The organism is Bacteroides timonensis (assembly GCF_000513195.1).
Lineage (GTDB): Bacteria > Bacteroidota > Bacteroidia > Bacteroidales > Bacteroidaceae > Bacteroides > Bacteroides timonensis.
Genome location: NZ_CBVI010000165.1, coordinates 19,270 through 42,617 on the forward strand (window position 1 = coordinate 19,270; position 23,348 = coordinate 42,617).

A 23,348-nucleotide genomic window follows, 5' to 3' on the forward strand; every position below is an offset into this window, starting at 1 on the left:
ACTCTGCTGCATTGCCAGAATGCATGCACGCTATAAATAGCCTGCAAAAATACAGATTTATTTTATAAAAAACTCAGATTTTCGTTAACTTCTTAATCTGCTCTTTGCTCTTATCCAATATCATCTTATTCTTATGCACAATCTCCTCATTGATCTGCTTCAGGCCATTTATATAATCCTGTGCCCGTTGCAATACATTCGAAGAGTCTTTTTCGGCATACCGGGGGATGATTACCTGCAATCCTTCTTTGATTACCTTCACGTCGATGTTTTCTCCCATCATCATCGGGTCCCCGTCAAAGTGCACTACCCCCGGTTTGGTACGGTGGATGCGCAGCGTCTGGCAGCGGAAAGTTTTGATGCGGCTATTTTGGTCTATAGTCTTATTAAACAGTTGGAAAGAAAGGGAGGGCACATCCAGCACCGTGAAAGGCTCAAGGATGGTCACGTCCAGTAATCCGTCCGTCAGCATGGCCTGTGGAGCTATGTACGCATTGTTTCCGTATTGCGAAGCGTTGCCGCAGGCTATCAGGAAAGCCTTATACTTTAAGGTACCGTCTTCCGTTTCCAGTTCGTAAGTTTCAGGCTGATACTTCAGGCTCTCCAGCAGAGTCTTCTCTAAATAGGTAAGAGGGCCTCTCCTGCCCGCCTTTGCAAATTTCAGGCTGACAAAAGCATCAAAACCCACACCGCAGGTACAGAAGAAAGGTACTTCATTGATTTTTCCGTAATCGATGACGTCTATAATTCCTTCGTTGATAATTTCTATCGCCTTTTTGGGTTCCATCGAAATTTGCAGGTGGCGTGCCAGTCCGTTTCCCGAACCACACGGAATGATGCCCAATGCAGTTTTTGTATGCACCAGCGAACGGGCTATTTCGTTGATCGTACCGTCACCGCCAATAGCCACTACAGCATGCACATTTTCCTTTGCTTTTTGTGCAGCAATTTCAACAGCATGTCCGGCATATTCGGTATAGATTACCTCTTGGGCATACTTTGCCTTATCCAGCTTTTCATCGAGCAAATGGAGAATTTGCTCTTTGCTCTGCGTGCCGGATTTCGGATTTATAATGAATGATATTTTCTTTTTTCTTCGTCCATGCAAGGGTTGTTTCACTATGCAATTTTATAAATGGCAAAAGTAATACAAATACTTGAATTTTTAACCATAGAGTGGGCTTTAATCCATGGGCAAATATATTTTTTAGTAAAAAAGAACAGATAAGCACATATTTTGCTATCTTTGCCCCCTGTTTTCAAAAGGCTTGTAATTAAGAGTTAAATATTTCATATTATATAATAAACATTTCATGGGATTACTACAAGACAAATTGGCGAAATACGACCTGCCACAGCAATATATGGCAATGGGCGTATACCCCTATTTCCGCACAATTGACAGCCATCAGGATACTGAGGTGTTGATGGATGGTAAAAAAGTCCTGATGTTCGGTTCGAATGCTTATACGGGACTGACTTACGATAAAAGAATAATAGAAGCCGCAAAAGCTGCCACAGATAAATACGGTACAGGTTGTGCAGGTTCCCGTTTATTAAATGGAACTCTTGATATACATGTAGAGTTGGAAAAAGAACTGGCTGAGTTTGTCGGAAAAGACGATGCACTCTGTTTTTCCACCGGATTTACTGTAAATGAGGGGGTTATTCCGCAATTGACGGGACGTAACGATTACATCATCTGTGACGACCGCGTGCACGCTTCCATCGTAGATGGCCGTCGCCTCTCCTTTTCTACTCAATTAAAGTACAAACATAACGATATGGCCGATCTGGAAAAAGAACTCCAGAAATGCGAGCCGGATGCTATCAAACTGATCGTGGTGGATAGTGTTTTCTCTATGGAAGGCGACCTTGCCAACCTCCCCGAAATCGTACGTTTGAAGAAAAAATACAATGCCAGCATCATGGTGGACGAAGCACACGGATTGGGTGTATTCGGAAAACAGGGACGCGGTGTTTGCGATCATTTCGGTGTGACGGATGATATTGACCTGATTATGGGTACGTTCAGCAAGTCACTGGCTTCTATCGGTGGTTTCGTTGCCGGAGATGCTTCGGTAATCAACTGGTTGCGCCACAATGCCCGTTCTTATATATTTCAGGCAAGTAACACGCCTGCAGCTACGGCTGCTGCCCGTGAAGCTCTTCACATCATTATGAACGAACCGGAACGTCAGCAACGTTTGTGGGACATCACCAACTATGCATTGAAGAAATTCCGTGATGCCGGTTTCGAAATCGGTGAAACTGAATCTCCTATCATTCCATTGTATGTGCGTGATGCGGAAAAGACATTTATTGTAACTAAGATGGCGTTTGATGAAGGCATCTTCATTAATCCGGTTATTCCGCCCGCTTGTGCACCGCAAGATACGCTGGTACGCGTAGCATTGATGGCTACTCACACCAAAGAGCAGGTAGACTATGCTGTTGAGAAGTTGACGAAATGTTTCCGTGAACTCGGAGTGATTGAATAAGGATTTTCCTGAAATCAGATAAAATGAAAAGAGACTGTCTTCAAAAGGCAGTCTCTTTTTTTTAGGAATTGATAAAATTATGTAAGTTTGTAGCAGAATACTGAATTCCTATTCAATGAAAAACATCATTAACAAGATCAGGCAAGTTTATCCGGTTTCCGATGAAGCACTTCAGGCATTGCAGGCAGATATGCAGGTAAGATACTATCCCAAAAATACTTATATAGTGCACTCGGGGGTAACGGACCGTCTGGTTTATTTTATTGAAGAGGGAGTTGCCCGTTCCGTATTTCACCACAACGGACAGGATACCACTACCTGGTTCAGCCAGGAAGGTGACATTACTTTCGGTATGGATTCGTTGTATTACAAACAGCCGTCAGTAGAGAGCATTGAAGCTCTTTCGGATTGCAAAATCTATGTCATCCATATAGACAAGCTGAATCTTCTTTACGAAACGTACATCGATATAGCCAACTGGGGAAGAATCCTGCATCAGAATGTAAATAAGGAGCTTAGCCACATGTTTGTGGAGCGTCTTCAGCTTTCGCCCAAGGAGCGGTACGAACAGTTTAACCGGCGCTATCCCGGATTGATAAACCGGGTGAAGTTGAAGTATGTGGCTGCTTTTCTGGGTATTTCTATTTATACACTCAGCCGGGTGCGTGCCAAAAAATAAGTATTCGCCAGTCTTTTTTGCTTTTGAGCAAAAAAACTTCAGATGGTAAGCTGTATCTTTGCCATCTGAAAATATTAACTTAATACTAAGAAACAAATGTCTAATACCCCCTCAGCAGCATTTTCGGATACCAAGGCGCATTACGATCTTCTGGACGGACTTCGTGGTGTAGCGGCTCTTATGGTAATATGGTATCATATATTCGAAGGCTATGCTTTTGCAAGCGATACCATGATTACAACGTTCAATCATGGATATTTAGCCGTGGATTTTTTCTTTATCCTTTCAGGTTTCGTTATCGGCTATGCCTATGATGACCGTTGGGGTAAGAGTCTTACAATGAAAGATTTCTTTAAGCGTCGTTTGATACGTCTTCATCCTATGGTGATAATGGGGGCTGTTCTGGGTGCTATTACATTCTGTATTCAGGGCTCCGTGCAATGGGATGGAACGCATATCGGCATCTCCATGATAATGCTGTCCCTGCTCTGCACGATATTCTTTATTCCCGCAATGCCGGGCGTAGGTTATGAAGTTCGTGGCAACGGTGAGATGTTTCCGTTGAACGGGCCTTGCTGGTCGTTGTTCTTCGAGTATATAGGTAATATTCTTTATGCCTTGTTTATCCGTCGCTTATCCAATAAGGCACTGACTGCGCTCGTTGTATTGTTGGGAGTGGCATTGGCGCTATTCGCAGTCTTTGATGTTTCCGGTTATGGAAATATAGGTGTGGGCTGGACGTTGGACGGTGTCAACTTTGGTGGCGGATTATTGAGAATGTTGTTCCCGTTTTCTGTGGGTATGCTTATGTCGCGTAACTTCAAGCCTATGAAGGTGAAAGGCGCGTTCTGGATATGTACCATTATATTGATTGCTTTGTTCTCAGTGCCCTATCTGGAAGGTGCGGAGCCGATTTGTACAAATGGTCTTTATGAAGCATTTTGTATTATCGTAGCTTTCCCCGTCCTTGTATGGATAGGAGCATCGGGAACTACGACGGATAAAAAGTCAACTCAGATATGTAAGTTTCTGGGAGATATCTCTTATCCGATTTATGTGATACATTATCCGTTCATGTATCTGTTCTATGCATGGCTGATTAAAAATCAACTCTTTACTTTGGGAGAGACCTGGCAGGTTGCTTTATGTGTTTATGCCTTGAATGTAGTGTTGGCTTACCTGTGCTTGAAACTGTACGATGAGCCTATACGAAAATATTTGGCAAAACGGTTTTTAAAGAAGAAGTGATTACACCCTTTCAGGGTGCAGACACGAGGTTATATACTTACGTAGGGCGATGGCCCTACGCTATATAATTTCAGGCTTTCAGCCTTCCTTTTATAGGTCGTGCCATATCTATTTCTCCTTTCTTTATTAAAGAAATGTAAAGATACGTACTATTTTCCATAACCTTTCATTTTCAATAGGGTTATGAGTATAATGAGTATCTCAATTCCCCTCCTCCGGGGAGGAGGAGAATTGAGATAGTATTGCTTAGCATTTAATTTAATTCATTTCTGAGCGGTTATGAATTAAATGATATAATCTTTAAGAAAAGAATATTATAGTATAAACTGAAATCTTGCCTGAAATACACTAAAATTCTTGTCGCTTATTTCCCGGATATATTTTTCGGGGATTACATAACTGTAGTTTACTTTAACCCCTATATGCTTGTTTATGTAGTAATTCAATCCCAAAGAAAAATCCTTTTGTGCTCCGCCTAATACTGCCGCAGTCCGGTCGTTCATATCTACGATATTGAAACGTCCGCAGAGTTCGAGCGTACGGCCTATAGGACGGGCAGGACATGCCAGAGCTGCATCATAGGCATAAGTATCTCCTATCAGGAGCCATGAACATTGCGCATATCCACCCTGTCCGGTATAGTCGGCAAGGGCATTCCTGCGTTTCACCTGAGTACGGATATATTCGCTTTGAAGGAAGAATTTTCCGTAATAGATCAGCAGTTCAGTACCCAGCTTCACTTGATGGCGGGCATTATCCACTTCCGCATAAATCAGGTTACGATTATCGATAGTACTTACTCCGGCAGATTTATAGACAAAGGTATTCCTGTTATCATCATCCGGCAAAGCACCATCGGGAGTGCGATAGATAGCGGCAATACCGAGATGCAATAGCTTTCCAGCTTCATTTACAGGTCGGTAAACAAAACGTCCGTCTACGGCATAACCTTGCGAGGTATTCTTTAAGTTGCTGATATCGTTGTCGGTAAACAATCCTCCGCAAGCATAATAATGCGTAGCATTGTAAGTGTAGGCAACTCCCAGACGCCGACTGTTGGTCATGGCAAGCACAGAGCCGGGTGACTGATGGAAACGTAGGTCGAAAGTGCTGCAAAGCATATCCATGGTGAAAGGTTCGTAGAATTGCCCTACCTGGATGATATGCTTACCGGAAGTGTAAGTGGCGAAAGCATCTTTGATAGAAATCTTGTTGCCTACATAGCCTATTTCCACTTTCATGTCCCAGCGCTGGTAAGTGGCCTTCATGCCTATGCGCAGATCATTGAATTCCGTACCGTTACCGAAATGATTGTCATTCCTGAGATAAACACCGCCATCCATAAGCATGCGGCCGGTTACTTTGTACTGTAATTTGTCGGAGAGAGTTTCCTGTGCTGTGGCGGTCAGAGAAGTGAGGACCGCCAGCAGGCACAGGGAGGATTTAGAAAGGTAATTCATTAGTAAGAAGTTTGTTGGACCACTTCTATCAGACGTGCGAAATCTTCAGGATGTACATCTCCGATGTTGCCGATGCGGAAAGTATCTGCCTGGGATATCTTGCCCGGATAGATGACGAAACCTTTTTCTTTCAGTTGGGTGTAGAAAGTGTTGAAATCGAAACCTGCTTTCGGATAAAGGAAAGAGGTGATGATGGGCGACTGGAATTCGTCCGGCAGCAAGGTTTTGAAGCCGAGTGCGCGCATTCCTTCTACCAATATGCGGTGGTTTTCGCAATATCTCTTGTGGCGGGCGGCTACTCCCCCCTCTTCTTCCAGTTCGGCAAGTGCTTGCTTGAAGGCTCTTACTACATGGGTAGGTGAAGTAAACCTCCATTTGCCATGTCCTTTTTCCATCGTCTCCCATTGATCGTAAATATCGAGTGAGAGTGAGCGGGAAACACCTTTGCAGTGTAACAGTTCGGATTGGCGAGCTATGATAAAACCGAAGCCGGGAACACCCTGAATGCATTTGTTGGCACTGCTGATCATGAAGTCGATACCTAATTCATACGTATCCAAAGGCACACCGCCGAAGCTGCTCATAGCGTCTACAATCAGCTTTTTGTTGTGGAGCTTCACAATGTGGGCAATCTCTTTGAGAGGATTCAGGATACCGGTAGTGGTTTCGCAATGTACTACGGCTACATGGGTGATATCTGAATTGTTGGACAGGTAATCGTCTACATAGTCAACGGAAACCTGTTCGGTTTCTTCGAAAGCAAGCATATCGTAGTTGATGCCATGATATTCGGCAATGTGGCCCATACGGTCACCATAAGCGCCATTGCTGAGGATAAGTAGTTTGTGCTTGGGAGTGATAACACTGCCGATAACAGCTTCCACGCAATAAGTGCCGCTTCCCTGCAAGAGTACGGAAGTGTATTCATCGGTGGCTGTGGTGGCAAGGGCTACAAGAGATTTGCGGATTTCTTCTACAATGTGTACGTTATAGTCGGCATCCCATGTGCACCAATCGGTCATCATGGCTTCTTTTACGGTTTCTGACGTGGTTAATGGGCCGGGGGTTAATAATAAATAGGGTTTCATATTGGTTTGATATTTAAAAGGATTAATGATTCGTATTCAGTTTATGATTGATAAGTTCTATGATTTGGGGAAGCTCTTCGATGCTGTCCACCACATAGTGGGCGCCTGCCAGAAGCATGCGCTGTCTGACTTCTGCTTTTCGGGCAGTGAGCGTTGCGGGAGACATTTGCTCTACTTCCTCCTGGGTTAGTCCCAGTTCGTTACTGCCGAGTATGACGCCGACGGTCCAGACTTTGGCATTGATACCCTCTTTGATGTCGGCAATGGTGTCACCGTACTTCAGAACACAGTCTGTTGAAGGGATGGCAAGATCGATCATGTTTTGGTAAATCATATAAGGGAAAGGACGTCCGGCGGGCAGGTCGTTGGGAGTGACACACTTGTCGGTGGTGTAACCTTTGCGGGCTGCATTGGGGAGCACTACGTCCATCATGGCTTGGGTGTAGCCGGTGGTGGAACCTATTTTGATGCCTTGTTTTCTCAGTTCATTCAGGGTATCAATGACTCCGGGAATGGGGGCGGTGTAGTTTGCCAGAGAAGCAAAAAGGTATTCCTCGAATTTGGCGTTCATATTTATTACGTCCTGTTCGTTCCAGGGGCGGTGATAGAGTTTCTCAAACTCCTCGCCTACTCCGTCCATCTTGAACAGTTCGCGGATGTGGTCTATCTTGGCCATTCCCATAGGGCGGCGGGCTTGTTCCATCGTGATGTTGATGCCTATTTCATTGAAGGCTTTTAGGAAGGCGGCTACCGGAGCGAAACATCCGTAATCGACTGCAGAGCCTGCCCAGTCCATAATGATACATTCTATTCTTTTCATGTTTACTTGTTATTTTATAATGAGTTGTTATTTACCTGTTTAGATTTTTAAGTGCGGATTACGCGCCCGGGAAACTGAATACAACCCGCTAAATTATCATTTATTACAACAAGGTGTTCCATTTTCCTTGTTTTTTTAGCTGGGCATCACAGAAAATGCAGATTGTAGCATTTCCGTTTTCTCTTCTACCGCACGCCCAGTGCGCAGGAGTTCTTCTTTCTTATGTCTCTGCACCAGGTAGACAATAGAACAGCTGAATGCCACGGTACAGATTATTCCTACATAACCGGACATCTGGTTGTAAAAATCGAGCCAATTGATATCTGTATTAAAGAATTCCTTGAACATCAGGACGAGTACGGTACCGGTATATCCGATGAAATCAATCGTCACAATAAAGAATCCTACATTGCCTTTTATCTTGAAACATGCTATGAAGCGGTCGAAAAATATGCTTTGAAAACAAAGGTAGGCAATGTAAAGGCTCAGACTCTGGATGAACAACCAAGTCACGGTGCTGAGTTGAAGCGTATCGTAATTGAGTGATACGAAACTCATGGTAGCCGTTCCGGCAACCACCATACTCAGGAGGATGACCAGTACTTTGATATTGCTCTTTACAAAGACCATCATTCCGAAAAGTGCCAGGATGATAAGAGTAACAACACTGTCGATCTGTGCAAACAGCCAGGAAGAATGTCCGCTCATGTCGATAATCTTCACCAGGAAATCTTCTTTAATATCCCGGAGGATAACCAACAGCAGGTTGGCTACGAACAGGAGGATCAATACAGGCATGAAGTTGCGGAACAGTTCTTTGCGTTGTTTTCCGTTGAGAGTGACACGCTGGCTCTTTTCGGCAATGTCCTGTTGGGTGGGTTGCGGCAGGCGATTCAGGGTGTAACCCAGCAAGGCAAGCAATGGCAGGGCAAAGGCGCCGATGAGAGCGGGCATCCAGAACTCTCCTACATGCAGGGTGTTCATAACGAACAGTCCGATAGATTTTGCCACGCCGGAACTGATGACAATGCTGATACCCAAAAGGCTGGCAAGAATATCGGTGGTGCGTCTGCCCTCGATGAAGCTGAATATCACGCCCCACATGCAACCCAGTGACAAACCGTTGAAGAACATGGCGAAGATATTATAAGGAGCGGGCAAGAGTCCGAAGAGAACCAGGGAGAGTTCCGCTACCAGAATGGAAGCCAGGATAAACTTCATGCGGTGCTCCTTCTTTAATTCGGAGATCAACTTGATACCGACAAACTTGGCGATGAGGTAGCCCAGAATCTGGACGATGGTAACCAGTACTTTATAATCCAATCCGAAGGCATCCAGTCCGTCGAAAGTAGCAGCGGTGAAAGGTTTGCGAAGCGCATATACTAAGGAGTACGAAAGAAGCGCTGCACCTCCTGCCCAAAGTATGAATACAAGATCGGATATTTTCTTGTTTGAAAGTAGTTCCGTTTTAATGTCGGTAATTGTTTTCATTTTATTCTCTTTTGATTTCGAGGGCAAAAGTAGAAGGATGATGTTACAGAAAAAATGAATATTTATTATTAATACATTTAATTATCGGATAGAAAATAAAGTAACATTAATGTAACATTTATGCAACCGGAATATAACACAAGTGGGTGTTCTTTGCAAATTAAAAACCAAAAACACTTACAAAATATGGAGGAACTATTAGAGATATATAAGCGGATAGAAGATCTGCGTAATAAAGGGGTGAAAATGAAAGATATAGCTGATAAAACGAATATGCCTGCCAGTGTGCTGTCTTCTCTCTATTCAAGTGTGCTGCCCACCTTTGCAAGATCGGTAAAGAAAGGAATGACGGAAGAAGAAGCATTGGACTATGCCCTGTCTCAGGTGAATAATGTTTCGAAGAAACGTTTGCTTGGTAACCTTACTGAAATGAAAGGGCAGTTGCTGGAACTGGAACCCGTGACAACCGGTAACCAGAAGGAAATTCCATTCGTCAGAATGTTGACCGAAGAGATGAATCATTCGGCACAGGAAGTGTATAATTATAGTGGTATATATATAAGTTATAGTCTTTCGTCTTCGAGCGATTGCCTGAAGATGGAACCGTATCTGATTAGTGCCTCCGAAAACAATGACTATGTACAGGTGACTCATATGAGCGCTTACAACACAACGCACCGGGGGATCGGGTTATTAAATAATCATCAGAATGCATATATCATCTTCAACGAAAGGGAGGCTCCGCAGCTTGCATTATTCACCATCTATCTGCAACTGCCCATGTACGACTATCCGTCTATGCTGAAAGGGCTTTACCTGAGTCTGGACTATAATCGGAATCCGATAGCCCGGCGGATTGTTTTCGTGAAATATTCCGATAGCACCAGCATGGATGATTTTATAGAACTGAAAGGCGGACTGCTGACCGAGGAAGAACTGACATCGGAGCAAAAGGTCTATTTTGAATATACATGCCGGGGCGGGGATTATATAAAAACGTGTACGGTGCCCTCCCCTCACCTGAATGGTGACGATCTGGAAAGAGAGAAGAAGATGCTGAAACTGTGATTCTGCTAATAAGAATAGATCGGCGATGTGTCTTTTGTTACAAATTTACAGTTTTTCTTATCATCTTGCTTTGATATTGAAAGTTTTTTAGTATGTTTGCCGCATTATTAATGAAAAACACGTCTTTTCAATGAAAAAGCAAGATTTCCTGTTTATTATTCTGGTGGTGGTAGTCTTTCTACCCTTCTTTTTGAGTGACGCGGTTTATGACTGGTATAAGTCGTTCAATGCTGCACACGGCATGGTGATGAGTTTTCTGAAGTTTGCCATTCTGTCTTCGTTGGGCGAAGTGCTGGGATTACGAATCAGTGCGGGAGTGTACAACCGGAAGGGTTTCGGTATTATTCCGCGCATGGTGGTATGGGGCATACTCGGTATGGGTATCAATGCCGCTATGATTATCTTTTCAAAAGGTGTGCCGCAGTTCATGGAGTATATGGGAATGGCAAATGCTGCCGCAACGTTTACAAGTGAGGCGATGTCTCTCGATAAGGTGCTGGTGGCGCTGGCCATATCGGTAACGATGAACACAATCTTTGCTCCGGTATTCATGACTTTCCATAAAATAACAGATACGCATATCCTGATGTGCGGCGGTTCTATTAAGAGTCTTATCACTCCTATCCCGATGACGAAAATCATCACCGGACTGAACTGGAACGTTCAATGGAACTTCGTTTTTAAGAAGACAATCCCGTTCTTCTGGTATCCTGCACACACCATTACTTTCATGCTTCCGCCGGATATGCGCGTATTGTTTGCGGCATTGCTGGGCATTGTGCTGGGAGTATTGCTGGCAGTGGCGGCACGGAAATAGTTTTTTTATTACCTTTGCTTCCTGCTAAACGAAAATAGATGTATGAAACTATATAGTAAGCAGGAAGCAATCGCACGCATGAATATGCTGGCAGGCTGTTCAAAGTCGTTTGTCTTTCTGATTGATTATTCGCAGGAACAGGTTTATGTGGAAGAGACGGCAGAGGTCTCACCGGAGGAGTTGATATATAACCTGAATGGATTTACGAATGAAGCAGTTGCCGGTTTAACGGATGAATTGCTTTCGGAGAGTTTGCCGGAACAGATAGAATGGATCTCACAGCCTGTTTCTTTCCGGGAATATAGTCGTGCTTTCGGATATGTGAAAAAGAATATTCTTGCCGGAAACAGCTTTCTTACGAATTTAACTTGCCGGACTCCGGTACAAACCAATCTGACTTTAAAGGATATATATTGTAACTCCCGTGCTTTATATAAAGTATGGGTAAAGAATCGTTTTGTAGTTTTCTCTCCGGAGATTTTTGTTCGGATAAAGAAAGGGATTATCAGCTCTTATCCCATGAAAGGTACGATAGACGCTACCCTGCCCGATGCCGTACAAACCTTGATGAACGACGGGAAAGAAGCGGCGGAACATGCTACGATTGTGGATCTGATCAGGAATGATCTGAGTATTGTGGCATCTCATGTCCGGGTGGAGCGTTATCGCTATATAGATGTGTTGCAGACAAATCGGGGACCGATATTGCAGACCAGTTCGGAGATATGCGGTGAACTTCCAGAAGATTACAAACGGCAGTTAGGTGATATTCTTTTCAGTATGTTGCCTGCCGGTTCTATTACCGGTGCACCCAAAAAGAAGACGATGCAGATTATTCGTGAAGCTGAAGGATATGAACGGGGATTCTATACGGGAATAACCGGATATTTCGATGGAGACAATATGGATAGTGCCGTGATGATACGTTTTGTGGAGCAAGAGGCGGACGGAATGTATTTTAAAAGCGGTGGTGGCATTACTTTCAAGAGTGATGCCCGCAGTGAATATGAAGAAATGAAACAGAAAATATATGTGCCGATTTATTGAAACGATACAAGTACGTGACGGTAAGTTGCAGAACCTTGCCCATCACAACCATAGGATGAATGAAACGAGACAGGCGGTTTTCGGAATGGCGGATCAACTGGATATTCTGGATTATACAGGGGATTGTCCTGAAAGCGGTTTTTATAAATGCCGGGTAGTTTATGGCAGAGAAGTATGTGAAGTGGCATTTTCCGCTTATACAATGAGGACTGTACGTTCACTCCGGTTGGTCGGTTCGGATACGATTGATTATCGCTACAAAAGTACGGACCGGAAGGAACTGGAAGCATTGTATGCCCTGCGCGGCAATCAGGATGATGTATTGATTGTCAGAAACAATCTTTTGACGGATACTTCCATTGCTAATGTGGCGTTAGAAAAAGAGGGAGTCTGGTATACACCAAGGACTCCCCTATTGAAAGGCACAAAACGTGCATTGCTGTTGGAACAGGGGGTACTGACGGAATGTGATATTCCATCAGATGAGATTTCCTCCTATTCACATATCGCTTTATTTAATGCGATGATTGATTTTCAGTCTCTGGTTCTGGAGATTAACCGGGATACGGTTATTCGTGTTTGATACTATCTACCGGATTATTTCTTGCTGCCCGATAACTGTTCAGGCATACTGTGAGCAGGGTGATGCAGACAGTGAAGAACAAAGGAAGCAGGAAATGAAGGATACCAATGTGTACATGGTAAGCAAATTGTTGCAGCCAATAATTCATCAGATAGCAGACCAGGGGTACAATGAGTGTAAACGCTATACCTATGTAGTACAGGAACGGGCGATTGACAAGCCATAATATTTGCCCGAATGATGCACCGTGAATCTTCCGAATTCCTATTTCGCGCATACGCCGCTGGATGGCATAATGGGTGATGCCAAACAATCCGAACAGTGTGAGGAACAAACTGATTGATGCATACATCAGCAGGATGCGGGAAAAGTCGGTGACTTCCTGATTATTGGAGATCAGTACCTGATAAGGGTCTTCATAATTGAATGGAGTACCGGGGTATTTCTTCTCCCATAATCCGCGAAGATGATTGATAACAGCTGTGCGATCTTGTTCGTCAAACCGTAAGGTCAATGTGGTATAGTTATCTTGTGGCGTTTCGTGCAGAATCATTCTCAGTGGAAACACATTGTTTGTGAGCGAATATTTCTTGAAATCTTTCATGACACCGATAATAGTACCTTTCTCACTCTTTTCGGGCACGTATTTAGAGATAGGTTGTCCCACCGGGTCTTCTCCTTCGGGCACAAGATAGCGAATGAAGGACTCGTTGATGATGACCGGCACAGAGGTACGGAGTAATAAATGGAATGTTTGTTTGGCATCCAGCAAGTCGAAATCGTATATATCCAGGAAGTCCGGACAGTTTTCATAAAGTTCAAGCATCAGAAGGTCATTCTTCTCACCATTTTGGCGGGGAACGGCCATATTCATGGTATAAAGGCCTGATTGGGAAGATACAACAGACTTCACTCCGGGGATGGATTTAATGTCTTCTATCCAAGTAGATAAAGGGGATTGCCGGGAGTCACCGATTCCAAACTCAACGATTCCTTTGTAGCGGCTTCCCTCCTGTTCTATCAGGTCCATCTGGCTACGGATTATCATAAAAGCACTTAGCAGTCCGATAGAAATCATGAATTGTAAGGTGACCAGTGCCGCTACAATGCGCTGTTTTTTACGACCTGTAAAGAAGCTGCGGTAACGGCTTTCGGACAAGGTCTGTATCTTCCGGCTCATGTATTCTGCCGGAACAACGGATAGAATGATGACAAACAGCAAGATAACAGGAAATACCTGAACGGAGAAAAGATAGGAGAACGACAGATGCGCGGATATTGCTGCATTGAATACTGCCAACAGGTCGCTCATCAACAGAATGGATAACAAGAACGCCGTAATCACCATCAGGAAAGTATCGGCAAAGAGTTGCCAACGGATTTGACGGTGGCTTGCACCTAAAAGGCTTTCAATGTGTAAGGTGCGTATTTGCTTCAATAAGCGTGAAAAACTGAGGTTGATATAGTTGAAGCAACCGATGAACAAGATTAATAAAGCGGATAGCAGTCCGACGCTTAACAGGGCCTTTTGCCGATGCTCGATACACTGGTTGCTATCTTGTGTGATAGTGGTAAAATAGGATTCCTGTAAAGTCTGGGTACGATAATACCCTTTGCCTAATAAAGTAGGAAGCTCGGTTGTCTCGAAGCGTTGGCGAAAGGCGTTGAGATCTGTTCCTTTTTTGAGAAGTATCGAACAGGTGGTTCCTTCGGGACTTTTTAGATGCGTGAGCAAGTCTGCCCGCAACATGCTTTGCGGTGGCAGGCGGAAGACGGCGGCGATACGGTAGGCACTTTCGCCGGATTGGGGGATCTCCAGCAGCTTGCCGAGGCAGTCGGTGGTACCGAAACAACGTTCGGCCAAAGCTTGGCTGATGGCGATGGTTCCTGGGTGAGTCAATGTTTCTTCTATTTTTCCTGCAAGGGTTTCAATGGGGATAAATTGGGGCAATGTGCTGTCCGCCGATAGCAGGTTCAGTTCGGAATATTCTTGGTCGTCCACACGGATTTTTGTGTGAGTGATGGCTTGTGTGCGTAGTGAAGCTTCTATCTCAGGGAATTGTGAGATGATTTCGGGGACAGATTCGTGGTATACGAATGTTCCCTGCATTTCTTGTTGTGCGAAAGGTAGTGTTTGCGTCAGCCGGAGGATACGGTCACGGTTGGGGTTGTTATACTCGATGTTGTATTCGTATAGGACGAAGGCTGTCAGCAGATTGGTACAGGCGATACCGATAACCAAGCTGACAAGAGAAATAGTGACGAACAATTTATTTCGCCACCAGCTACGCAGGACAAGCTTCAGAATGTACATTTTTCTTTAATGATAATGTTAGTAGGATACTTTGAGGATGTCAAGGTAGCACTTCGAGGAGGTCAATGTAGTACTTTGACCTCCTCGAAGTACTACATTGACATCCTCAAAGTGAAGCCTTTTGAAATCTTCTGATGTACAGATAGTTACAAAAAGAGGCATAATTATCTTTTTTATTTACAAACTTACTTCCGTCACCACCTGTCCGTCGAACAGATTAATGATACGTCCTGCGAAACCGGCATCGTGCTGTGAGTGGGTTACCATGACGATGGTGGTTCCTTCTTTGTTCAGTTCATTCAGCAGTTCCATCACTTCTTTACCGTTCTTTGAGTCCAAGTTACCGGTAGGCTCATCGGCAAGGATCAGCTTCGGATTGGCTACTACGGCGCGGGCAATGGCCACACGCTGCTGCTGACCACCGGAGAGCTGCTGCGGGAAGTGTTTGCTCCGGTGAGTGATGGCCATGCGTTCCATAGCTGTCTCTACGCGACGTTTGCGTTCGGCGGAAGGAATACCCATGTAGAGCAACGGCAGTTCGATGTTTTCGTATACATTCAGTTCATCAATCAGATTGAAGCTCTGGAATACGAAACCGATGACACCTTTACGCAGGCTGGTGCGTTGTGCTTCGGTGTATTTGGATACTTCCTTTCCATTGAGGTAGTATTCTCCGCCCGAAGGGTTATCGAGCAAGCCGAGGATATTCAGCAATGTAGATTTACCGCAACCGGAAGGTCCCATGACTGCGACGAACTCGCCTTCTTTCACTTCGATGTTCACATTGTTCAAAGCCCATGTCTGCACTTCTTCTGTCTTGAAGATTTTCTGCAGGTTTACTGTTTTAATCATAATAGCGATAATTTTAATTAGTAATATTGTTTATTCATTTTTTATTATCTCGGCCGGATTGATATGCATGATCCGGTAAATTTTGTATGCTGTAGTAAGGAATATCAGTAAAGCTATACTGAAGAAGATTGAAATGCCCCACTCCCATCCTTGTATGCAATGTACCGGAGTGTCATCCACTGATAGCAACATGATTCTGACCAACGGATAAGCAATAGCAAAGGCCAGTAAGAAGATAACCAGATAGGCTTTTCCGAAGATTCCGGCGATAATCCACGGAGTAGCTCCATTGATTTTGCGTATGGCAATTTCTTTCTGCCGGCTGACTGTATCCATAGAAATGGCTGAATAGATACTTAGCACGACTAATAAGACGCTGATAACGGCCAGTACCGTCATCGCAACCTGGGTGATATATATAGATCCTTGGGTGGTTTGTTTATTATCAGCCAGCGTACGGATTTCGAGTGGCAAAGTGTCAGGAACATATTTCCGACAGATATCAGTGATACGACGGATACCTTTGTCGGAGCCTGTTCCGGGTGCAAGTTTAAAGTAGAAATTTCCGAAACTGTTGCCGGGAAAGAATACCGAACCGATGACTCCTTCTTTCTGTGATTCTTTATAGAGCGCTTTGAAGGTACCTATGATGCGATAACTCTGTCCATTAAGTTCCACCATGCCTTGCACACTGTCTTTATCCAGTTGCTGTTTAAAGCTTTCGCTAACGTAAATGCTTCCTTCCGCATCTTCGCCTATTTCTTTCCCTTGCATCGGGATATTTAGAAACTTAAAGTAGCTCGGAGAACCTTCCGTAAAGGCAATTCGCGCTTCCGACTGGTCTGCTTTCTTGTAGGTGTGCATGAAGAAAAATCCGTTTTGCATATTGTCCATCATGGGTAGCATCTCGACGCACTCCGGTAGAGCTTGGATATCGGTTAATATCGGATTCAAATGTTGCCCCATACGCTGGCTGTTTATTTTCAGGGCGATAATGTCATCCTCCTCTTGGGAAGTAAGCGGGCTATAAGCATGTCCCCAAATTTCATCCAATACCAAATGGATACCGAGCGTGCCGCTTACGAAAAATATCGAAATACTGAGTTGAAACCACATCATGACCGAACGGAAGATGTGGCGACTGCGGTTGTTATTGACTTGGCTGATAATGCTTACCTGCCGTAATCGGCGGATGGGAAACCATATCACCAGCATACATACAGGGAGGAGTGCGACATATATCCGAAACTGTACAGCGTAAATTGCAGCCAGTGAAAATTTGGGTAAGTCGTACGTCGGTATGTATGTCTCGGCAATATTTATGGCTACTTCCGTCAGCACCAGTGACAGAAGAAAAGCGATGGACATCATCCAAAATACCTCAGCGAAAAGAAGTAGAAACAGTCCTTTTATCTCCGAACCCATACATTTACGCAACGCCACTTCACGTTGGCGGTTGTAGAACATCTGAATGATGAATTTGAGGAAGTTTATCAGGCCTGAAACCAAGATAAGCGAAGCGACAAACAGTATATACAGTTTCGCATTCTCCCAAGCCTTATCTTGCCGCATAGTAAAGTATGCGTGAGGATGCACCGTATGCTCGTCCCGCTGCCACGTTACCGACTGCAGATTTTTGTTCAGTGTTTCTATATCTGTCTCAGGAGATAAATAGCCGCCTACGCTTATCGCGTCATTAGATAAGATTTCATAAGAGAAGTAACAATCTGCTTCCCGGATGCGTAAGTCATTGTCTTTTACTACATTCACCACCTTGAAGTCCCGTATCGAGTTCTCTGGTATGCTTTTAGGGTTAGAGAGATGTATGATGGAGCCGATGGGATTGCAGCTACCATAGGCTTTGCGTGTAAATTGTTGTGACAGGACCACTTCATCCGGTGCCTTGGGTAAACGGTTACCATACAATAATTTTCTGTCATTGTATGCGAAGTAATTGGCATTGATTCCTTTATAGCGTATCAGGAAAGGCAAATTGCGTTGCTCGTCATCAATGACTTCTATCTCTGTAGAGTTGCCATAAGAGTGGATGGCGACGCATTCCAAACCATCGACTGTTTGTTCTTCCATCCGCTTCACTTCATGACTGCGAAAAAAGGGACTTTCGCTTTGGTCGACTTCTATCCTTAGCCGCCGTTCACAGTTGGGCAAATCGGCAAGCTTTTCCTGTTGCTGAACAAAAAAGCATACCAAAGCGTAGCATACGATTCCTACCGCCAGGCAAATGGCGGAAATCAGACTGTGAGTTTTATACTTCAACAGGTTTCGGAGCGATATCTTCAAATAATGTAGTATCATTGTTTCACTTGCTATTCGTTTTTAATCACTTCCGCCGGATTGGTTCTTGCTATTCGCAAGATACGGAAAAGTATTGTAAAGCCTGTAATAAAAGTAACAATCAAGAATATACAGAGCCAGAAAAGCAGACCGCAGTCAAAGAATACCGTATACATTTGTTTCCATAACATCAATACAACATATACAAGCGGGAATGCAACGATGGCACTACACAATAACAAGATAATATAAAGACGGGCAAACAACAGGATAATCTGCGGAACATCCGCCCCATTTACTTTACGGATAGCAACTTCTTTCTGACGTCGTTCTGTATCGAGCGTGATACTGGAGTATACACCTAATAGTGTGATAATAATGCTGATAACAGCAAAGAACAAAATGATGTCCTTCAGATTGTACTCAAGAGCTTGCAAAACATGGATATCATCCAGGAATGTTTTAGCCTGATAAGTTATATTTTCAGGAAGCATCTCACGGTAGACTTTTTCAATCCATTGGGCTACTTCCTTTTGCCGGCCCGGATGACTCTTTATGTAGCAGTGGCCTATGTAGACTGAAGAATCATAAGGCAGGAAAGCATATCCACTACTTCGGTTATATACATTGGCCTGAAAAGGTGCGGATATTCCACAGATTGTGTAATCGGTATTACCGCTATACAAGTTCATACCGATTACATCTTTCTTCTGCATCTCCTGCCAGACATTGTCTACCACAATATCTTTTTCCGTTTGAGGAAGTCTTCCTTGTTCTATGGGAATATTCATGAAAGAGAAGAAATTGGCGGGTACAGCCATGACACTAATATCAATCCAGGAGTTCTCATTTCCCTTTTCGGTCGTTAATCCATTGCCCGACATCCCTTGCATATAACCGACATCTGATAACAGAATTTCTTTCACTCCGGCATGTTGTTTAAAACGCTCTATCAACGCCAACTTTTCCTCATTCTTCATAAAGGGATAGTCCAGGGGAATACTAAGAATCTCCGATTTTTCTTTTTGACTTAGCGTATGGATTAAACTGTTGGTCGTTTTCTCTGCTTGCAGATATAAAGCAGCCGTCAGGGATACAAATACCCAGCAAATAAAGAACTGGATACCCAGCATAAGGTTACGCCCCCATTGCTTACCTCTGCGTTTATTGTTTCCATAAATACCTGTTTGCACGGTAATACGACGAATACGAATGGAAACAGACAAACATATAAGGACGCAGAGTATGATAAGAAGAACGATATATTGCAGAGCATGTATTAAAAGCGTTTCAGAGGTAAAGGTCATTGCAAAGCCCGGCAAAGAAAAATTCATGTGATTCCCCAATAATTCTATGCCTGATAATACCAATATGGAGGATATGGATATGACAATCAATGACTGTGTGAATAGTAAACAGAAGAGTTGTTTCCAGTTGCATCCTATCATTTTCATGATACTGTATTCCTTGGTGCGGTTGAAGAAAGAACCGATAAGGAAATGGAAAAAGTTGATCAGCCCTACTAGTAATATCAGTGTACCTACAGTTCCGGTAACTAACCCCAGATAAGAAGCACCCTGTTTTTTCAGTCTGGCTCCCATACTACTGGCAGTGACAGTGTAAGCTTCGCCATACAAAGTATAAGTATAGTCTCTTTTTGAGAATTGCTTTTCTAAATCGGTGCATGTAGTTTGTGGTGATAACAGTGCGTAGGTATTTGCCCCTGTCATGTTATGCCGTTTGGGACTTTGTAGAAGTCCTTCACTATCGTTTACGGTCAGCATATCTATGTTTTGCATAAAATCTAAACTATTGTTCAGAGGGATATCTTTCATTACTGCTTGAATGGTGTAGACGATACCTCCTGTTTTCGGGGTACTTTCAGGAGAAGTATTGAGCCTTCTCATGAGAGTCATATGTTTGCCGATAGCACTTTCTGCATTACCGAATATTTTAATGGCCATAGATTGGCTCAGGATAACGGAGTTAAGAGACTGACTTGCCATTTTCCAATGTCCTGCTACCATTTCCGGAGTGAAGATTTTATTGTAGCAAGTATCTATTTCAATCGTTTCAAGTTCATAAGGTAGCGTCTTTTCCGGAGATAACTCTACATAATAAGGGCGTTCGCGAGGATAGGTTACGGATGAAATGGCTTCCGTTTCTCCCAAAGCCCATGTGCGCAAATCTTCGGCCAGAGGAACAGGAGAGCCGGAAAAATATCTGTCTGCCTTGCCGTCATAGAGATTTAATTCTGCTATGCGATCATGATTAGCAAAACAATGGTCTGTGCTTTCTACAAAGCGACTGCAATATATGCAGACACAGAAGCAGAGCAAACCTACTGCCAATCCGATGATGGAAATGATATTTTGTGTCTTATGCTTACACAAGTTTCTGAATGCTATTTTGAGATAATGGAGTATCATGGTATACACATTTTATGGCGTATTATACGTTTATTTATTCACTCTTTATCACTTCTGCCGGATTCTGCCGTGCAGCCTGCCACACGCGCCAGCCGATACATGCGAAAATAATGATCATTATTCCACTGAATATAGCAAAATATATCCAGGCACTGATAACTGTCCGTTCTACATAATTTTCAAGCCAACGCTTCATCAGCACATACCCTACAGGGAATGCAATGACGCCCGCAATGACTAACAAAAGCATATATTCTTTCACGAACATAACGAGAATATCCCGGATTGTAGCTCCGTTCACCTTGCGCACAGCTATCTCTTTGCGTCTTTGCTCGCAACTCAAAGTAATCAGAGAAAAAATACCGAAAGCAGCAATAAGTATACAAACCACGGCAACAAAGCTCAATAATTTTATCAGCGCATCTTCGGACTTGAGATACCCGGCATATTCTTCTTCCGTGTTGTATAATCTATATCTTACTTCCGGATATTCCCGGCTGAATATACTGTCTGTCCGGTTTTTCAGTTCTTTCCATTTGTCATCGTGATACTTGATTAAGATTTGTCCTTTTCCTAAGGAAAATCCCATACCCTTAAGAATATCCCCTGAGACTAAAGTATAGGGTTGCACCGGTTCTGTCGGTGCCGTGATGTGGAAGTCTTTAATTATACCTACAATGGTCCATGTCCTGCCCTTCTGATAAAGTTTCTTTCCAATCGGTTCGCTCATTCCAAGTGCTTTTACAGCCGATTCATTAATCATTATGCTATTCGTTTCTGTCGGCTTCACCATCTCCCCTTCCAACAGTTTCAGATTGTAGAAGGACACTGTCTTTTCACAATTCCACAGACATAGCATATCTATACTTTTCGCCGCATCTTCTTTTCCGTCCCAATTATCGAAAGTTTGTGAAAAGCCTGATGATTTGGGCAATAGGCAACAGTGTCCGGTCACCACCTCCCTTGTACATGAGAATTGCCTGATCTTATCAGCAATGGCTTCAAAATCATTGTCCGGATATAAACGATTGATGGAAGCTATATTCTTTCTTTCCCATCCTAAATCCACATTCGTAAGAAAATAGATTTGCTTCATCATCACTATTATGCAGAACGTGACAAGAATCCCTATCACCAATTGGAATGCAATGCTTGCTTTACGGAGTGCGTACTTGTTTCCGCTATTCCGTATGCGCGACCGTCTGATGGCGAATGGCACTAACAGAAGTAAAGACAGTAAAAGAATCCCTGCAAAATAAAGAAGTGATTCTCCATAAACATTTCCGGATACCCCGGACATTTTCTTAAAGGCGGGTAAGACCGTCTCAACCAAGGCCATCCCCAATACTCCGGATAACAATATGATGTATAGGTACTCCACGGAAAGCAGGATAAATACACCTCCGATGGAGGAACCGCATACTTTGCGCAGTGCTATCTCGCGGCTGCGTATCCTCATGCGAGTGATGAACAAAGAGAGATAATTGAACAGAGAACAAAGGATCACCAAACCTCCGGCCACGGAAAATAGTATCAGATAATAGAATTGGAAAGACTGGTTCCTATTAATGGACGAATAATGATACTCGTCGAGTGGTATTAATCGGATACCCTCAAACACTGTGCGGGGATCTCTCGAATCGGATTTCATTTCATTTGCGGCAAGTTTTTTCTGAAAGGCTATCGGATCAGTTCCTTCACGTAACTTGATAATGATTGCGAAACTTCCATTACTCCAATCATTCTGCCAGCGGCGGAAATATTCTCCCTGTTCCCAGTAGCCGAATGACAGATTACTGTGATTGAGATTTGAGAGAATGGCGCAAATCGTCAGTGTATCATCGTTGTAGTTTTTAACTTCTTTGCCCAGTACATCCGTAGAACCGAACAAGCGCATGGCCATATCTTCTGTTAAGGCTATCTTGTCATTGGAATACATAAAGTCCATGTTTCCTGATAGAATGGATATATTGAACATCTTCATGAAGCAGGAGTCTGCCTGTATATTATAGGTTTCCACCGTACGGCCATTTGCTTTAAGATCTACTTTTTGTTCCCATTTTGTATAAGCGCATGCAGCCTCCACTTCGGGGAAGTCGTTCTTCAGCACGGTCGATGCCGGATATGGCATGGAAGTAGAGTAACCGTTTACACCAAACACGCTTTCTTTGCAAAGAATATACATCCGGTCGGCTCCTTCGTGGTAAGCGTCATACGTCATTTCGTAATGTATCCATAGGTTGGCAAGGGCAAAGCAGGTGAAGCCTATGGCCAGGCCAAGGATACTGATAAAACTTTGTGTTTTGTATTTCAGTATATTACGGAATGCTATTTTCAAATAATGCTGTATCATAGGTTTATGCTTACTTATCGGGTTGTTCATTCTTAATGACTTTTATAAAATTCTTAATACTTAGTTTTCAAATCTTATGCCAAAGATTTAACTGATTGTTTATTAGATAGATATTGATTTTGAAATATAAATTCAATGTGCTATACTGCACAAAAATTGTGCATATTCGCACATCACATACATGGCACCCGCTTAATTATTGGAAAAGTTTTCAAAAGAGAGAGATTCTATATGGGGATGTAAATACTAAGTAATCATAAAAAAATAAGTTGGTAAGTAATAATTCAAAATTAGTTTGCAATA

At 43.4% G+C, this 23,348-nt stretch carries 17 protein-coding genes; 7 read left to right on the forward strand and 10 right to left on the reverse strand.

Features of this window, described 5'->3' with window-relative positions:
- Nucleotides 1–73: 73 nt before the first annotated feature.
- Nucleotides 74–1,120 (reverse strand): diacylglycerol/lipid kinase family protein, encoded by a 1,047-nt coding sequence (locus BN161_RS26410; RefSeq protein ID WP_244436631.1) that lies wholly within the window; start codon nt 1,118–1,120, stop codon nt 74–76.
- Nucleotides 1,121–1,313: 193 nt separating this feature from the next.
- On the opposite strand from BN161_RS26410, the gene spt reads away from it, so the two are divergent.
- The 3 genes from spt (at nt 1,314) to BN161_RS26425 (ending at nt 4,428) form a co-directional block, all read left to right on the forward strand.
- On the forward strand, nt 1,314–2,501 hold the full coding sequence (spt, locus tag BN161_RS26415) for a serine palmitoyltransferase (RefSeq protein ID WP_007214203.1): 1,188 nt from the start codon (nt 1,314–1,316) through the stop codon (nt 2,499–2,501).
- Between the two features lie 115 nt (nt 2,502–2,616).
- The gene (locus BN161_RS26420; RefSeq protein WP_044272017.1) at nt 2,617–3,180 is read left to right on the forward strand and encodes a Crp/Fnr family transcriptional regulator; all 564 of its coding nucleotides are present in this window, start codon (nt 2,617–2,619) and stop codon (nt 3,178–3,180) included.
- Nucleotides 3,181–3,276: 96 nt separating this feature from the next.
- Entirely contained in the window at nt 3,277–4,428 is a 1,152-nt protein-coding gene (locus tag BN161_RS26425; RefSeq protein ID WP_044272019.1) for an acyltransferase family protein, read from the forward strand.
- A gap of 314 nt (nt 4,429–4,742) precedes the next feature.
- Here the strand turns inward: BN161_RS26425 and BN161_RS26430 are convergent, their stop codons facing one another.
- From BN161_RS26430 to BN161_RS26445, 4 genes are all read right to left on the reverse strand, one after another.
- A complete protein-coding gene (locus BN161_RS26430) occupies nt 4,743–5,888 on the reverse strand; it encodes an OprO/OprP family phosphate-selective porin (RefSeq protein WP_044272021.1) in 1,146 nt (381 codons plus the stop codon).
- A complete protein-coding gene (locus BN161_RS26435; protein ID WP_044272023.1) occupies nt 5,888–6,976 on the reverse strand; it encodes a 2-aminoethylphosphonate--pyruvate transaminase in 1,089 nt (362 codons plus the stop codon). The genes BN161_RS26430 and BN161_RS26435 overlap by 1 nt, the downstream gene beginning before the upstream one ends.
- 22 nt (nt 6,977–6,998) lie before the next feature.
- A complete protein-coding gene (phnX, locus tag BN161_RS26440) occupies nt 6,999–7,796 on the reverse strand; it encodes a phosphonoacetaldehyde hydrolase (RefSeq protein ID WP_044272024.1) in 798 nt (265 codons plus the stop codon).
- Between the two features lie 135 nt (nt 7,797–7,931).
- A complete protein-coding gene (locus BN161_RS26445; protein WP_044272026.1) occupies nt 7,932–9,287 on the reverse strand; it encodes a DUF5690 family protein in 1,356 nt (451 codons plus the stop codon).
- A 186-nt stretch (nt 9,288–9,473) separates the two neighbouring features.
- On the opposite strand from BN161_RS26445, the gene BN161_RS26450 reads away from it, so the two are divergent.
- The 4 genes from BN161_RS26450 to BN161_RS26465 all read left to right on the forward strand — a co-directional run bounded on the left by BN161_RS26450 (nt 9,474) and on the right by BN161_RS26465 (nt 12,802).
- Complete coding sequence (locus BN161_RS26450; protein WP_044272028.1) at nt 9,474–10,355, forward strand: hypothetical protein; 882 nt, start codon at nt 9,474–9,476, stop codon at nt 10,353–10,355.
- Nucleotides 10,356–10,485: 130 nt separating this feature from the next.
- Nucleotides 10,486–11,172 carry a hypothetical protein gene (locus BN161_RS26455; protein ID WP_007214195.1) on the forward strand — a complete coding sequence of 229 codons (687 nt, stop codon included), beginning with the start codon at nt 10,486–10,488 and terminating at the stop codon, nt 11,170–11,172.
- Nucleotides 11,173–11,214: 42 nt separating this feature from the next.
- A complete protein-coding gene (locus BN161_RS26460) occupies nt 11,215–12,219 on the forward strand; it encodes an aminodeoxychorismate synthase component I (RefSeq protein ID WP_044272030.1) in 1,005 nt (334 codons plus the stop codon).
- Complete coding sequence (locus BN161_RS26465; RefSeq protein WP_044272031.1) at nt 12,203–12,802, forward strand: aminotransferase class IV family protein; 600 nt, start codon at nt 12,203–12,205, stop codon at nt 12,800–12,802. Before BN161_RS26460 ends, BN161_RS26465 begins: the two co-directional genes overlap by 17 nt.
- On the opposite strand, the gene BN161_RS26470 is transcribed toward BN161_RS26465, so the two are convergent.
- The 5 genes from BN161_RS26470 to BN161_RS26490 all read right to left on the reverse strand — a co-directional run bounded on the left by BN161_RS26470 (nt 12,789) and on the right by BN161_RS26490 (nt 23,045).
- On the reverse strand, nt 12,789–15,116 hold the full coding sequence (locus BN161_RS26470) for an ABC transporter permease (RefSeq protein WP_044272033.1): 2,328 nt from the start codon (nt 15,114–15,116) through the stop codon (nt 12,789–12,791). The genes BN161_RS26465 and BN161_RS26470 overlap by 14 nt on opposite strands.
- Before the next feature lie 177 nt (nt 15,117–15,293).
- Nucleotides 15,294–15,968, reverse strand: a complete 675-nt coding sequence (locus BN161_RS26475; protein ID WP_007218531.1) for an ABC transporter ATP-binding protein — start codon at nt 15,966–15,968, stop codon at nt 15,294–15,296.
- A gap of 30 nt (nt 15,969–15,998) precedes the next feature.
- Complete coding sequence (locus BN161_RS26480) at nt 15,999–18,284, reverse strand: FtsX-like permease family protein (protein ID WP_044272035.1); 2,286 nt, start codon at nt 18,282–18,284, stop codon at nt 15,999–16,001.
- An 11-nt stretch (nt 18,285–18,295) separates the two neighbouring features.
- Nucleotides 18,296–20,692: an ABC transporter permease gene (locus BN161_RS26485; RefSeq protein WP_044272037.1), complete on the reverse strand. Its 2,397-nt coding sequence runs from the start codon at nt 20,690–20,692 to the stop codon at nt 18,296–18,298.
- Nucleotides 20,693–20,726: 34 nt separating this feature from the next.
- Nucleotides 20,727–23,045, reverse strand: a complete 2,319-nt coding sequence (locus BN161_RS26490; RefSeq protein WP_044272047.1) for an ABC transporter permease — start codon at nt 23,043–23,045, stop codon at nt 20,727–20,729.
- Between the last annotated feature and the right edge of the window lie 303 nt (nt 23,046–23,348).